Origin of the sequence: Microvirga sp. HBU67558 (genome assembly GCF_018069605.1) — a bacterium.
GTDB lineage: Bacteria > Pseudomonadota > Alphaproteobacteria > Rhizobiales > Beijerinckiaceae > Microvirga > Microvirga terrae.
Window position 1 is genome coordinate 1 of sequence record NZ_JAGPUP010000522.1, and the last position, 13,583, is coordinate 13,583.

Consider the following 13,583-nt stretch of genomic DNA (forward strand, 5'->3'; position numbering starts at 1 on the left):
ATGGAGGAGCAGGGCGCCGCGACCGCCGAGATCGCCCGCAACGTTCAGGAAGCGGCGCGGGGCACGGAAGCCGTGACCGGCAGTATCGCGGATGTGAACCAAGGCGCCGGCGAGACGAGCACGGCAGCCGGTCAGGTGTTAGGCGCGGCACGCGAGCTTGCACGCCATTCCCACGATCTGGGCCAGGAGGTGACGGCCTTCCTCTCCGGCGTGAAGGCCGCCTGAGCCCGTCTGGCTCTGGCATCCGCATCCCCGCCCGGCTCAACAGAGCCGGGCGTTTTTGTTGGTACGCTCGGACAGGCCCCTCCAGGGCTAGACCCCGTTTGGCATTTGCCAAAAGAAGGCGATGGAAACGCAAGTCATGAGACATATATGGGAGATAACCCCTTCGAGACCTCTCTCATGCCCGAGACAGATGAACAGCCGGATGACGAACTGGAAGAGCTGAACGGCACGAAACGCGTCAACTTCCGAGACTATCCGAGTTCCGGCCTCGTGGTGATCGCAGCGCTCAGCTCGGGCTTGGGTTGGATGCTGTTCAGATGGCTCGGCAAGAAGCGCAAGGCCCGGAACGATAGACCGGTCGAGGATAGCACGGCTTCCGGCACCTCTCCTGAGCCCGAAACGCCGGATGGTTCGAGTTCCTGATCCGCTCCCTCATTCCATAGCACGTGCTCAAGCGCACCGCCGCCTGAGCTTCAAGAGATTACGTTAGGGAAATCGGCAGGAGGTTTTTATGGCCCACGATGCTGTTTCCTTCGTTCTCGGCATCATTGCTCCCGTGGCTTTGGTCGGCTGGCTGCTTGTCTTACATTGACGGGCCAAGACATTGTCGATGGGGTTCCATGAGATTTCCCTGGACTGCCGCCCTCGCCATCTGCGTCGCTGGTCTCACGGCCGCTGGGACTGCCCTTTCGGCCGAACTGATGCAGGGCCGGTGCCGGATGGACTATTGTGCTTGGTTCAGCATCGAGAGCCGCGACATCGTCGGCTCCAACAGCAATGGCGGCCTGTTCAAGGTGATCTCCAGGGAATGGACCTCCCATCACCCGAACGGCAGCTATGACAGGCGCCGTCCCAGGACAGGCGGCGAGGCATCGACGGGTTACTATTTCTGCTCGAAGACAAAGCCGTCCGCAATCTGGCAGGGCGACACGGGGCGATGGAAGGTGGCTCTCCTCAACTTGGCTTCGCCCTCCGGTGCCGAGGAGAACGCCGTCATCGAGTATTTTGCCGTCTGCCACGGCGTGCAGACGGGGCATGATACGCAGGATTCATTCGGGGCGCTCACCGAACGATTCGGATACGCGCCTGCCGAGAGCGCGGATTTGCGGGATGCTGAACGGCCAGAGGATGTCCTGAAAGATTAGCCGTCGCGTTCGTTTCGTAACCAGTCGTTTACCTTTCAGGCGCAGCCTTCTCAGGTGCCTGGCTGGCACGGTCCTCCCTCTGGCCGCAACGGCGGCCTCCCTAGAGCGCCAATCGACCCGGCGCTCTTTCTTTGTGGGGATCGGGCGACAAGCGCCGGACTGGAACCTCCATTGTCGTTCCTGCACCCTGCCCTTTTCACCGAATACGTACGTCGGCTTGAACCAGGCTTTTATTCCTTCTTCGCCCTCTTGATCTTCGAAGAGGACAGAATCCTTACTCGGGAACTCAGATTTTCCTGAGATGCCACGATGTTGCCTTATTCGATCAGCAGAACATTCGCAGCGGATTTCGAGCTATAAACATCGCGGCCCGCAGTATTGTGAGCGTCTAGATCCACGTTCATTTTCACCTGTACGTATCGTGCGTTTTCTTCCGGCATAATCCTCGCTAGTTCTCAAGAGAACTGCACAAGTCTTATTCAGAAGCCTCGCGAAAGGGGCTCGCTCAATTTTGGGGCAGACATCATGGCTTTGAACTCTTCTGTCGCGCCGAGCGGCAACTTTGACCTGTCTAATTGGAAAATCACCCTTCCTGTGGACCCGAATGGCGGATTCATCGGCACCGCCATGGAAGTGAAGAACCTCTCGGGCTACCAGCACTCCAAATATTTCTACACCGCCGCCGACGGAGCGATGACCTTTGTGGCCCCTGTCGAAGGTGCGACCACCAGCGGATCGTCCTATTCCCGCTCAGAGCTGCGCGAGATGAACGGCACCGCAACGGCCGCCTGGAACCTCACAACCGGCGGGTTCATGAGCGCTACCCTCGAGGTCGATGCTGCTCCCAACCGCGACGGTGTGGGCGGCAAGATCGTCGTCGGTCAAATCCATGGCCAGGATGATGAACTCGTCCGCCTCTATTGGGAGAATGGCAAGCTCTATTTCGCCAACGATCAGGCGGGCTCCAGCAACACCGAGACGAAGTTCTTTTTCGTGAACGCTTCGGGCCAGCAGCCGAGCGTATCCCTGGATGAGCGCTTCTCTTACACGATCAACGCCAAGGGCGACGATCTCGAGGTGACGGTCTTCGCCGATGGCCAGGTCTATAAGTCGGTCAGCAAGATCAACAGCGTTTGGCAGTCCGACACGTTCTACTTCAAGGCCGGCGCTTACCTCGGCGCGAACGAGACGAATGGTTCAGGTTATGGCCAGACCTCGTTCTATGCCCTGAGCTTCAACCACAACGGGGTCGTCACCTCGCCGACGCAACCGGCCCCGACGCCCCCCCCCACACCTGACGCGGGTGACCATTCGGTCGTCGCGACGAGTGACAGGTACGCTGCAACCGAGGACAGGGCTCTAACCGTCTCCGCCGCTCAGGGCGTGCTCGCCAACGACGTGGCGGCGGACGGCGGCAAGGCGGCACTTGCCGGAACCATCGCCACGGCTCAGGGTGGGAGCGTGAAGCTGAGTGCCGATGGCTCGTTCGTCTACACGCCGAAGGCCAACTTCCATGGCTCGGACAGCTTCAGCTACACGGTCAGGGACGTCGACGGCGATACCGATACCGGAACCGTAACTCTCCAGGTAGCCGATGCGACCGAGTCTCCCGCCCCGACACCTGCGCCGCGCCCCACCACGACGAAGACGATCAACGGCACGAGCGGTGCCGACAGCCTGACAGGCACGTCCGGCAACGACGTGATCGACGGCAAAGGCGGCAACGACAAGATCTGGGCAAAGAACGGCAGCGACATCCTCATCGGCGGAGCCGGCAAGGACAGCTTCACCTTCGACACCAAGCCGGGCGGCGCCAATGTGGATGTGATCGTCGACTTCAACGTCGCCGATGACACGATCCGCCTCAACGACTCGGCGTTCAGCAAGCTCAAGTACGGGGCACTCGCCTCAAGCAGCTTCGTCATCGGCACGAAAGCGTTGGATGCGAGCGACCGCATCATCTACGACGACAAGACGGGCGCGCTCTCCTATGACGCGGACGGCACGGGTTCGACGGCTGCGGTGAAGTTCGCGGTCATCGAAAACCTCGCCAAACTCTCGGCAGCCGACTTCACCGTCATCTAGGCAAGCTGCCCGGGCTTTCAGAAGCGGCTTCGGTACGGACCGAAGCCGCTTCTTTTGCGACGGCGATCGCGGGCCGAAACGGCTTTCTCCATTTCAGTCCCCCAGCCAGCGTTTCTTCGAAGCGTCGAGATGCATCCGCATCGTCGCCTCCGCCAGAAGGGGATCCGCGGCCTCCAGCGCCGCATAGATGGCTTCGTGCTCCAGGAGCGCGGTGTGCCAGCCTTCCCGGCTGTCGAATCGTACGCTGAGTTGAGCGGAAATCGGGCTATGACGCTCGTCGAACAGGCCGCGCACGATGCGCATGAGAACGGAATTGCCGCACAGGCCCGCGATGGCAAGATGGAATTGGCGATCCTGCTCAAGCGGATCTCGTCCATCGGCGATATCGGCCCGCATCGCCTCGAGCGTTGCCTGGAGAGACGCCAGCCCCTCAGGGGTCATGCGTGCACAGGCGAGAGCCACGACCGTCCCCTCAATGACAGCTCGCGCCTGCATGAGTTCCGACGGACTCTCGCCCATCGAGCCCATCATGCTGGCAACACGTTCCAAAGGTGCGCAGACATAAACGCCGGATCCCGAGCGGATTTCCACGCGGCCGTCGATCTCGAGTGCGATGAGCGCCTCCCTGAGCGAAGGGCGTGATACGCCCAGATGATGGGCCAGATCCCGTTCGGCGGGGAGGCGGGCTCCCGGCGGGAAATGTCCGGCTTGGATCAGGCCGCGGATCTGTTCGGCGATCTGCTGATAAAGGCGCCTCGGCTCAGTGGTCTTGGATGGGATCGACATTGGTGCGGAGCCCTCCGGGCGGGAGGGAAAGGCAGAACTGGCCTGACCATAGTTCACGCCCTGGACCCTGGCAACAAGGCCGAAGCGACACATTTCTGCCGAAACCTTTTAACTTGACCAAATATTCCTCTCGGCCATATTCCTAGTGCAACCGGACTGGCCTGACCAATTAGGGCCGGCGGAGAGCTCTGCAGCGAACAGAGCCCTTTTGCAGAGGGAGGATTCATGCGAGGCGTAAGCGCCGTTCTCCGCCATTGCACCAGCACGCTGGTGAAGTCCCGAACCGCTCAACGGGTTGCGAATCCCGGTTGCGCTCGGATCGTGGGTTTCCCATGAAGGCTTCCGACCGTCGCACCCTGCCCCGCTGCGACCTGTCGCTGACGTCGCTCGGTCTCGGAACTGCGCCGATGGGAGGGCTCTACAGCTCGACCAGCTTTGCCGACGCTCAGGCTGCAACCGAGGCCGCGTGGGATTCCGGCATCCGCTATTTCGATACTGCTCCCTATTACGGCTATACGCGGGCCGAGCGCCGGCTGGGCGCTCTGCTGAGCGATCGCGAAAGGGGCAGCTATGTCGTCAGCACGAAAGCCGGACGCCTGATGGTGCCCGACGACAGCGTCGGCGACGACGAGAATGGCTGGGTGCGGCCTCTCCCGTTCCGCCCGACCTACGACTACAGCTATGACGCCATTCTGAAATCCTTCGAGCACAGCCAGCAGCGCCTCGGCGTTGTCGAGATCGACATCCTCTACATTCACGACATCGGCCCCTATACCCACGGCGACCGGCATGAGCATTATTGGCGCCAGCTCACCGCGGGCGGCGGGTTCCGCGCGCTCCAGGAACTCCGCCGTGACGGCTCCGTCACGGCCATCGGGCTCGGCGTCAACGAGGCGGAAGTCGTTCAGGACGCCATGCAGGAAGCGGATCTCGACATCGTCATGCTCGCGGGCCGCTACACGCTCCTGGAGCAGATGAGTCTCCCGCTGATGGAGAGGTGCGTTCGCGTCGGAACCGGGATCGTCATTGCCGGCCCGTTCAATTCGGGCATCCTCGTGGGCAACAATAAGTTCGACTACAAGGACGCTCCGCCGGATGTGGTGCAGCGGGTCCAGGCCCTGAAGGCCGTATGCGACGAGTTCGACGTACCGCTCCCAGCGGCCGCCCTTCACTTCCCTATGGCTCATCCATCCGTCGTCTCCTGCGTGACCGGAGCCCGCAACGCCGAGCAGCTTCAGACGAACGTGGCTTGGTTCGAGGCCACGATCCCCGACGAGTTCTGGACAGCCCTTCGCGAACGCGGCCTGATCGACGAAGCGGCCCCCCTCCCTGGCAAAGGCGAATGAGCGCCATGCGCATCGACGCCCACCAGCATTTCTGGCTGATGCGCAACCGGGAGGGCCAGTGGCCGCCGCCTGAACTGGCTGACATCCACCGTGATTTCGGGCCGCAGGACCTTGAGCCGGTCCTGAAGGCGTGCGGCATCGGCGGCACGGTCCTGGTTCAGTCGCTTCCCACGATGGACGATACCGACTTCATGCTGGATCTGGCGGATCGGCATTCTTTCATCCTGGGCGTCGTGGGCTGGGTCGATCTCAAGGGTTCCGATGCTGCTCGTCATGTAGCGCGCCTCTCGGCTCATCCGCGGCTGAAGAGCCTGCGGCCGATGCTGCAGGACATCGCGGACGACGATTGGATCGATGATCCGCAGCTCGACCCCGCGATTGATGCCATGAAGAAGGCGGACCTGCGGTTCGATGCTCTGGTGATGCCGCAGCATCTGAGAGCTCTGACGGCGCTTGCCAAGCGACACCCGGATTTCCCGATCGTGATCGATCACGGAGCGAAACCTCGCATTGCGACCGGCGAGATCCATTCGTGGCGTGGTCTGATGGCCGATCTGGCCGCCCTCCCCCAGGTTCACTGCAAGCTCTCGGGCCTTCTCACGGAGGCCGCGGAGCGGCGTGGCATGTCGACGATCAGACCTTATGTCGACACGCTCCTCGAACTGTTCGGTCCGGAGCGCCTCATCTGGGGCAGCGACTGGCCGGTGCTCAGGCTCGCTGGAACCTACGAGGAATGGCTTGCCATGTGCCATGATCTCGTGCCGGTCCGCCATCATGATGCGGTGTTCGGCATGAATGCGGCCCGCTTCTATAAGCTCGACCAGAGCCAGAGCGAGAGGGCAGCATGATGCCGGGCGCCAGAAGAGCCCCACCAATCCGGCACCGTTTTCACCAAAGGTGCAGATGACACCGCACGGCCCCCCGTGCTTAGATCAGCGATGGCGCGAAGACGCCGCACAGGCGAACGCCTGAAGTTTGAGGGAGGAACGCTCTTGTCACTCCTCGTCCTGCAAGACGTCGGAAAGGAATTCGGCGCCATTCGGGCTTTGTCCCATGTGAATCTCACCATCAAGCCCGGAGAGGTCGTCGGCCTCATGGGCGACAACGGCGCCGGCAAGTCGACCCTGGTGAAGATCATTGCGGGCAACTTCCCGCCCTCCCACGGCAGAGTCCTGTTCGAGGATCAGGAGGTTCATTTCACCAGGCCGATCGACGCCCGCTCGGTCGGCATCGAGGTGGTCTATCAGGACCTCGCCCTCGCGGACAACCTGACGGCGGCCGCGAACGTGTTTCTCGGGCGCGAGTTGAAACGCAAGGTCGGGCCGTTTTCGTTTCTCGACCACGCGACCATGAACCAGCGGACGGCGGAGCTGTTCCGTGAGCTCAAATCAGAGACGCGTCCGGACGATGTGGTTCGCGCCATGTCGGGCGGGCAGAGGCAGGCGGTCGCCATCGCCCGTACGAGGCTCGCCAAAGCCAAGCTGATCCTCATGGACGAGCCGACCGCGGCGATCTCGGTTCGCCAGGTGGCCGAGGTTCTCGATCTCATCCGCCGGCTGAAGGATGCGGGCATTGCCGTGATCCTGATCTCGCACCGCATGCCGGACGTGTTCTCGGTCTGCGAACGGGTGGTCGTCATGCGGCGCGGGACCAAGGTGGCGGACAAGCCGATCAGCCAGTCGAGTCCCGAGGAAGTCACCGCGCTGATCACCGGCGCGAAGGAAGCGGCGTGATGAGCGAACTCTCTCCGGCCACCAACTCCGACACCAGCGACTTCTCGAATGTGGGCCGGGCCCGCTGGTGGCGGCGCGGCTTCTTCGCGAGCCAGACCGCTTATGTGGCGGCGGCCCTCGTGGTCATCATGATCGTGATGTCGTTCCTGAGCTCAGCGTTTCTCAGCCCGGGCAACCTGGCCAACGTGGCCAAAAACTTCTCCTTCGTCGGCATCGTGACGCTCGGAGTCACCCTCGTCATCGTCACGGGCGGCATCGATCTGTCGGTCGGCTCCACCATGGCCCTGTCGGCGATCACCTGCGCCATCGTCATGCAGGCGGTGAGCGGCACGGTGCTCGACAGCGTTCCACTGGCCGGCATGCTGGTCTCGCTCGCCGCCGGCCTTGGCGTCGCGCTGCTGATCGGTCTGGCGAACGGGCTGCTCATCGCCCGCGTCGGGCTCTCGCCCTTCGTGACGACCCTCGGGATGCTCTCGATCGTTCGCGGTCTCGCCTATGCGGTCACGGAGGGGCGCGGGCAGGCTCCGACAGGACCGGACGTGAATCTCTTCTACGACATCACCGACGGCAACATCGCGGGCGTTCCGGTCGCCATCATCTATCTCCTCGTCCTCGCGGTGATCATCGGCGTCGTTCTTCATCATACGGCCTTCGGGCGGCACGTCTTTGCACTGGGCGGCAACGAGAAGGCCGCGGCGCTGACCGGCATCGCGGTCGAGCGGGTGAAAATCGCCGTCTATGTGCTGTCCGCGCTGTCCGCAGGATTTGCCGGAATCCTGATGGTGGGATGGCTTGGCTCCGCTCCGGCCAATCTGGCGACGGGCTACGAACTGACGATCATCGCGGCGGCGGTCATCGGCGGCGCGAACCTCAATGGCGGCATCGGCGGCCCGGCGGGAGCGGTCATCGGCGCCCTTCTCATCGAGGTCATCCGCAATGGACTCGTGCTCGCGGGCATCAATGCGTATTGGCAGATCGTGCTCGTGGGCGGGATCATCATCCTGGCGGTCTTGGTCGACCGCCTGCGGACCCTGCGGATGACGACGTGAGATCCCGTTATCGGAGGCAGCACGGCCTGCCTCGAAGCGGATGCTAGAAGCCGGTCGCGAGAAGCCGGTCACCAGACCCCAGGAATGGGGCGGACAATCAACCAGGAGGAAGACATGATGAAACGCCTGATCCTTGCCGCGGTCGCCGCCGCGGCGCTCGCAGCGCCGGCCATGGCGCAGCAGACCTACAAGTTCGCCATCGTGCCCAAGGCGATGAACAACCCCTACTTCGACCTTTCCCGCGACGGATGCATGAAGCGCGCGAAGGAGCTCGGGAACGTTGAATGCATCTACAAGGGTCCCGTCGAGCATGAGCCGGCGAGCCAGGCTCAGATCATTCAGGATCTGATCAGCCAGAAGGTCGACGGGATCGCCATCTCGGTGTCAGATGCCGCAGCGGCGGTGCGCGTCATCAAGTCTGCGCGCGATGCCGGCATTCCGGTCATCACGTTCGATGCCGACGCGCCCAATTCCGCCCGCCAGGCGCATGTCGGCACGGACAACCGCGCCATGGGTCGCGCTCTCGGGGAGGAACTCCTGAAGCTGCGCCCGGAAGGCGGCAAATACGCCATGGTGTCCGGTGGTCCGGCAGCCGCCAACCTGAAAGAGCGGGTGGAAGGCGTGCGTGACGCCCTGAAGGGATCCAAGTGGACGGAGGTTTCCGGCTCTCCCACCTACTGCAATGACGACCTTGCGCTCGCCGTCCAGCAGATGCAGGACCTCAAGACCGCTAATCCGGATCTCGCCGCCATCGTGCCGGTGGGCGGCTGGCCGATGTTCGTCCCCGAGGCCTACAAGAGCTTCGTGAACAAGAACAAGGAAGCCATGAATCAGGGCAAGTTCTCGCTCGTGGTGGCGGACACCCTGAAGGTCCAGCTCGAGCTGCTGCGCGACGGCTATGCCAACGCGCTGGTGGGTCAGCGTCCATACGAGATGGGCGAGAAGGCCATGGACATCCTCCTGCAGCTGAAGAAGGGCGAGAAGGTTCAGGACATCATCTATGCCGGCATCGACCGCGTGACGAAGGACAATGTCGCGTCCATGCTGAAGTGAGCTGATTCTGCACGCAGTGGGCGAATCCTGCCCTGGAGAGGAAAAATTCTCTCCAGGGCTTTTCTTTGCGCGCTTAAAGCATCGGACCCAAAAGTGGACTTTCACTTTTGGGACCCATTCGATGCATTCTTCTTGAATGAGAGCATCGATCAAAACGGACCCGAAGGGCCGCGTAGCGAAAACCGGATCCACTTTTCGCTGACGCGGCCCTCTGGGTCCGTCCGATGCTCTAGCCTCAAGGCGCTCTCGGCAGGATTACTCCGCAGCACCTGCGGGCTTGACGAGTTGAAGTCCCTCCTGGGCCACGGCGGGCGCCGTCTCCCCGCCTGCCACCTGAACCGTCGGGAAGGCGAACTTGATTCCATTCTCGTCGAAGGCCTGCTTGATGCGGGCAAAGGCTTTGCGGCGGATCACGAACTGCTCGCCCGGACGCGTCGTCATCTTGCACCGGATCTGGATGGCGAAATCTCCGAACTGCTCGACCCCCTGCATCTTCAGAGGCTCGATGATATTGGGAGCATATTCGGGATCGGCCGCCATATCCTGGCCGATCTTCTTGATGAGCTTGCGTGCCTTTTCCAGATCCGTGTCGTAGGGGACGTTGATCTGGAACTTGTCGATCACCCAGTCGCGGCTCATGTTCTCGACCGCCCCGAGCACACCGAACGGCACGGTATAGACCGGCCCGCGATGGTGGCGCAGCTTGACCGAGCGCAGGGAAAAGGACTCGACCGTGCCCTTGTAGCTGCCGCTCTGGATGTACTCCCCCACCCGGAACGCATCGTCGAGAAGGTAGAACACGCCGCTGATCACGTCCTTGACCAGCGTCTGTGCGCCGAACCCGACGGCGACGCCCGCAATGCCCGCGCCTGCGATCAGCGGACCGATTTCCACGCCCAGGGCGGAGAGAACCATCAGGATGGCGACGACGGCGAGAACCGCGAAGATCACGTTGCGAAAGATCGGCAGAAGCGTTCGCAGGCGCGCCTCGCGCGAAGCGATTTCGTTGTCTGCGGATGGCTGAGCCTGCGCGCGGGCGAGGCGCTTGTCGATCAAAGTCTTCGTCACCTGCCAGACAAGATCCGCGACGAGCAAAATGACGACGGCGCTCAAGGCTCCGCGGACGAGGCGGGTGAGCAGCGTATCGCGACTGGTCATCTCGACCAGATCGATATGCCAGGCGTCGGCGAGCAACAGCACGGCGCCGGCGATGAGTAGCGCCCGGATTCCGCGGTCCAGATAGACGGCCATGAGTCCCGTTTGCGTGGCGGCCTCCACCCCCTCGTGCGGGCGCAGGGCATGGCGGCTGGCCTTCTCGGTCAGGGAGATGGCAAGCGGCAGCAGCAGGGCGATGACGGCCAGCCAGAAGAACCCCATGAGGCCCGCCACCCACAAGCCCCAGACAAGCACGAAATACAAGGACAGCAGGCTGGCTGCGAGTGCGCGGGGCAGCCGTCTCGGCGCACCCGCCTCCGGGGCGCTGCTGAAGGCCGGCCTGGGGCGGGTCCAGACCACGTTGATGGCGATGACCAGGAGCCCGAGCCCGAGGGCATAGGCCATGACGGCCCGCGCGTCCGGCGTGAAGCCCAGGATCCGGAGTGCGTCGACGCTCGCCCATCCGAAGGCGAACCAGCCGACGAACAGGGCAACGCGCCGGTGCCAGAACCGCGCCGTCACCGCATCCAACGGGATCAGGCGAAACTGCTCGGCATGCTCCGGTCCGGCATGATTCGGCGCGAGAAGGAAGCGGCTCGCAATCAGAGCCAGCCGCAGGACCACGGCGGCGACAAGATAGGCGACCACGACCTGGCGGAGGAGCGGAGGCCAGTCGAGGGCCAGGAACGCCCCGATGCTCCCGGCGGCAAAGATCGCAAGATCGGCCAGATTGAACGCGAAGCGCAGGACGATCGCGTGCAGGCGTTCGGTGGTGGTGGTCGCCGGACGGCTGACGATCCGCCGTCGAGATGGTCCGGTCGCCGCGCGGAAGAGCCGTTCGGCCCCTGCTCCCAGGGCGAGAAACCCCAGAATGAGAACGAGGACGGACAGGGGCCGTCGCCCCTGGAGTTCTTCGAGAAGGCGACCGGAGGCCGTCCGGAACTCGTCCGGCAGCCGCGGCACGGCGGCGGCCAGGGCGGCCAGGCGACCACGCAGTCCCGTGATCCGCTGCATCATGATTTCGGACACCGTCGGCTCGGCTGCGGGAGCCTCAGCGGCGACGGGAGGCCTCTTCTGCTCATTGATCCACGTCTGAACGGCGGGATCCTGCAGGAGCTGCAGCATCTGCTGAACCTGCGGTGGAGGATTGGGGGCCGGTTGAGGCTGTGCCTCGGCTCCGAGTGAACCCAGGAACAGGAGAACCGCGCCATAGACCATGGCGATCAGCACTCTGATGCAGGAGCACCCACGCATCGCAGACAAGCACCCTCTTCTGGACCTGCCTCGAGGCGCATCGCGCAGGCCCTGCCACGGTTAGGCACAGCATCGGGCCAAGCCGTCAAAAAGTCCATCCGGCCGTCAAAGCGCCTCTTTCCCGGATTGAGGGGCTGTTCCGTCGGGTGGAACCGTCGGATCCGACACGTGCGGCGCCGACCTGAGGGCACTGACGGTGTAAAGCGCAAGAGCAATCCAGATCAATCCGAACGCAAAGGCATCGATCCATCCGAACGCCTCGCCAAAGGCGAGAACCCCGAGTGCGAGCTGGCCCGAAGGCGCCAGGTACTGCAGCAGGCCGATGGTGGAGAGCTTCAACCGCTGCGCGCCCGCGGCAAACCAAATGAGCGGCAAGGCCGTGCTCAGTCCCGTCAGGACGAGCAGCGAGTCCAGAACCAGATCGCCCCGAAAGGCGGCGGATTCACCGTTCACGGCAACCCAGACCAGGTAGCCCAAGGCCAGAGGAGTGAGCAGAAGGGACTCGACGCAAAAGCCGATGAGAGGCGCCACCGGCACGATCTTTCTGACAAGGCCGTAGCAGCCGAAGCTGAAGGCCAGAACCAGCGCGACCCACGGCATCTCGCCCGACGAGACGGCAAGGACGAGCACGCCCACGGCGGCGATCAGGCAGGCGCCGATCTGCGTCGGATTGAGTTTCTCCCGCAGGAAGAGAACGCCGAGCACCACATTCAGGAGCGGGTTGATGAAGTATCCGAGGCTCGTCTGAACGAGATGCCCGGCATTGACGGCCCAGATATAGATGAGCCAGTTGATGGCGATCAGGCCGGCCGAAAGGCTCAGGAGCAGCAACCGGCTGCCGGAGGTCAGCGCCTCGACAAGCTTGCGCCATTGCCGGCCAGCGAGGATCAGACCAAGGGCGAACAGGCTTGCCCAGACGATGCGGTGGGCGAGAATCTGAAGAGCGGGAACAGCCGAGATAAGCTTGAAATGTAGGGGAACGGCCAAGCCCCACATGAAGAATGCGGCCAACGCGTAGAGAACACCGATCCGCGTCCCACGCGCCTCGGAAGCCGCCTGTCCCGTTTCCATCATGAGCCTCTGGCCATGTCCCTTCTCGGTCGACAGGCCCGGCTGCCACCGTGATCTCCTGCGCGCCACCCTCCTATTTCACATTCTGTAAGGGCGATAACCCCGACTTTGGTGAGAGAGCTGGGCCATTGAAATCAGGAGCACTCTCTGGTCCGTGAGTGGAGGAGCCGTCAACAGCCCCGGCAGCCCGAGAGCCGCCTGGGACCCAGCCGCAACTCCCCGGCTGGGTTCAAGTGTTGACCTTGGCGGACTGACTCGATTCGAACGGCACGTGCGGAATGATGCCCGTCAATCGTCCCACAAATCGCGGGGACCCTGTTTGCATCGATATCCAACGAAGCAGATGGGCGTCTCTATGCTTGGAACATAGGCCGACTGGGCATATTCCGTCACGTCGCAGAACGTAGCGTCGCGAACGAACCGGTCATAGGTCATTCCCCCGGTTCCGAGCACGATGGCGCCTCTCGTGAAAACCAATTGGCGGCTGGCACCACATGGCATGTTCACGGTCGAAGGACGCGTTTGGGCCTCAGCGCCGGCCGCCAGCAAGGAGATAGCTAAGGCGATTGCGACCTTATCCATTGTCGTCTCCTGTTCCTGAAGGCTCATTCTGCCACAGAAGGAGCCGGAATTCGAGATGCTGCGCAGGGAAACGCCGTGGTCTGATCCACTGGGCCGGCT

General features: G+C 62.9%; 12 protein-coding genes and 1 pseudogene. 9 read left to right on the top strand and 4 right to left on the bottom strand.

The window, feature by feature from the left end; translation table 11 throughout:
• The 4 genes and pseudogenes from KBI52_RS15875 to KBI52_RS15890 form a co-directional block, all read left to right on the top strand.
• A pseudogene (locus KBI52_RS15875) lies at positions 1–225 on the top strand (methyl-accepting chemotaxis protein); the annotation flags it as partial.
• A gap of 147 nt (positions 226–372) precedes the next feature.
• Complete coding sequence (locus tag KBI52_RS15880; protein ID WP_173947190.1) at positions 373–648, top strand: hypothetical protein; 276 nt, start codon at positions 373–375, stop codon at positions 646–648.
• Positions 649–845: 197 nt separating this feature from the next.
• The gene (locus KBI52_RS15885; protein ID WP_173947191.1) at positions 846–1,370 is read left to right on the top strand and encodes a hypothetical protein; all 525 of its coding nucleotides are present in this window, start codon (positions 846–848) and stop codon (positions 1,368–1,370) included.
• A 525-nt stretch (positions 1,371–1,895) separates the two neighbouring features.
• The gene (locus tag KBI52_RS15890; RefSeq protein WP_210808635.1) at positions 1,896–3,455 is read left to right on the top strand and encodes a polysaccharide lyase family 7 protein; all 1,560 of its coding nucleotides are present in this window, start codon (positions 1,896–1,898) and stop codon (positions 3,453–3,455) included.
• Positions 3,456–3,548: 93 nt separating this feature from the next.
• On the opposite strand, the gene KBI52_RS15895 is transcribed toward KBI52_RS15890, so the two are convergent.
• On the bottom strand, positions 3,549–4,241 hold the full coding sequence (locus KBI52_RS15895; protein WP_210808637.1) for a FadR/GntR family transcriptional regulator: 693 nt from the start codon (positions 4,239–4,241) through the stop codon (positions 3,549–3,551).
• A 332-nt stretch (positions 4,242–4,573) separates the two neighbouring features.
• Here KBI52_RS15895 and KBI52_RS15900 point away from each other — a divergent pair, with 332 nt between their 5' ends.
• The 5 genes from KBI52_RS15900 to KBI52_RS15920 all read left to right on the top strand — a co-directional run bounded on the left by KBI52_RS15900 (position 4,574) and on the right by KBI52_RS15920 (position 9,422).
• A complete protein-coding gene (locus KBI52_RS15900; protein WP_210808639.1) occupies positions 4,574–5,587 on the top strand; it encodes an aldo/keto reductase in 1,014 nt (337 codons plus the stop codon).
• Positions 5,588–5,592: 5 nt separating this feature from the next.
• Positions 5,593–6,435: an amidohydrolase gene (locus KBI52_RS15905; RefSeq protein ID WP_210808641.1), complete on the top strand. Its 843-nt coding sequence runs from the start codon at positions 5,593–5,595 to the stop codon at positions 6,433–6,435.
• Positions 6,436–6,579: 144 nt separating this feature from the next.
• Positions 6,580–7,320: an ATP-binding cassette domain-containing protein gene (locus tag KBI52_RS15910; protein ID WP_173947195.1), complete on the top strand. Its 741-nt coding sequence runs from the start codon at positions 6,580–6,582 to the stop codon at positions 7,318–7,320.
• Positions 7,320–8,369, top strand: coding sequence for an ABC transporter permease (locus KBI52_RS15915; RefSeq protein ID WP_173947196.1), 1,050 nt, complete (start codon positions 7,320–7,322; stop codon positions 8,367–8,369). The genes KBI52_RS15910 and KBI52_RS15915 overlap by 1 nt, the downstream gene beginning before the upstream one ends.
• A gap of 117 nt (positions 8,370–8,486) precedes the next feature.
• On the top strand, positions 8,487–9,422 hold the full coding sequence (locus tag KBI52_RS15920; protein ID WP_210808663.1) for a sugar-binding protein: 936 nt from the start codon (positions 8,487–8,489) through the stop codon (positions 9,420–9,422).
• Between the two features lie 255 nt (positions 9,423–9,677).
• Here KBI52_RS15920 and KBI52_RS15925 read toward each other — a convergent pair whose 3' ends face one another.
• From KBI52_RS15925 to KBI52_RS15935, 3 genes are all read right to left on the bottom strand, one after another.
• The gene (locus tag KBI52_RS15925) at positions 9,678–11,831 is read right to left on the bottom strand and encodes a mechanosensitive ion channel family protein (protein WP_210808665.1); all 2,154 of its coding nucleotides are present in this window, start codon (positions 11,829–11,831) and stop codon (positions 9,678–9,680) included.
• Positions 11,832–11,936: 105 nt separating this feature from the next.
• Positions 11,937–12,902 carry an EamA family transporter RarD gene (gene rarD, locus KBI52_RS15930; RefSeq protein WP_173947238.1) on the bottom strand — a complete coding sequence of 322 codons (966 nt, stop codon included), beginning with the start codon at positions 12,900–12,902 and terminating at the stop codon, positions 11,937–11,939.
• A 288-nt stretch (positions 12,903–13,190) separates the two neighbouring features.
• Complete coding sequence (locus tag KBI52_RS15935) at positions 13,191–13,484, bottom strand: hypothetical protein (protein ID WP_173947197.1); 294 nt, start codon at positions 13,482–13,484, stop codon at positions 13,191–13,193.
• Between the last annotated feature and the right edge of the window lie 99 nt (positions 13,485–13,583).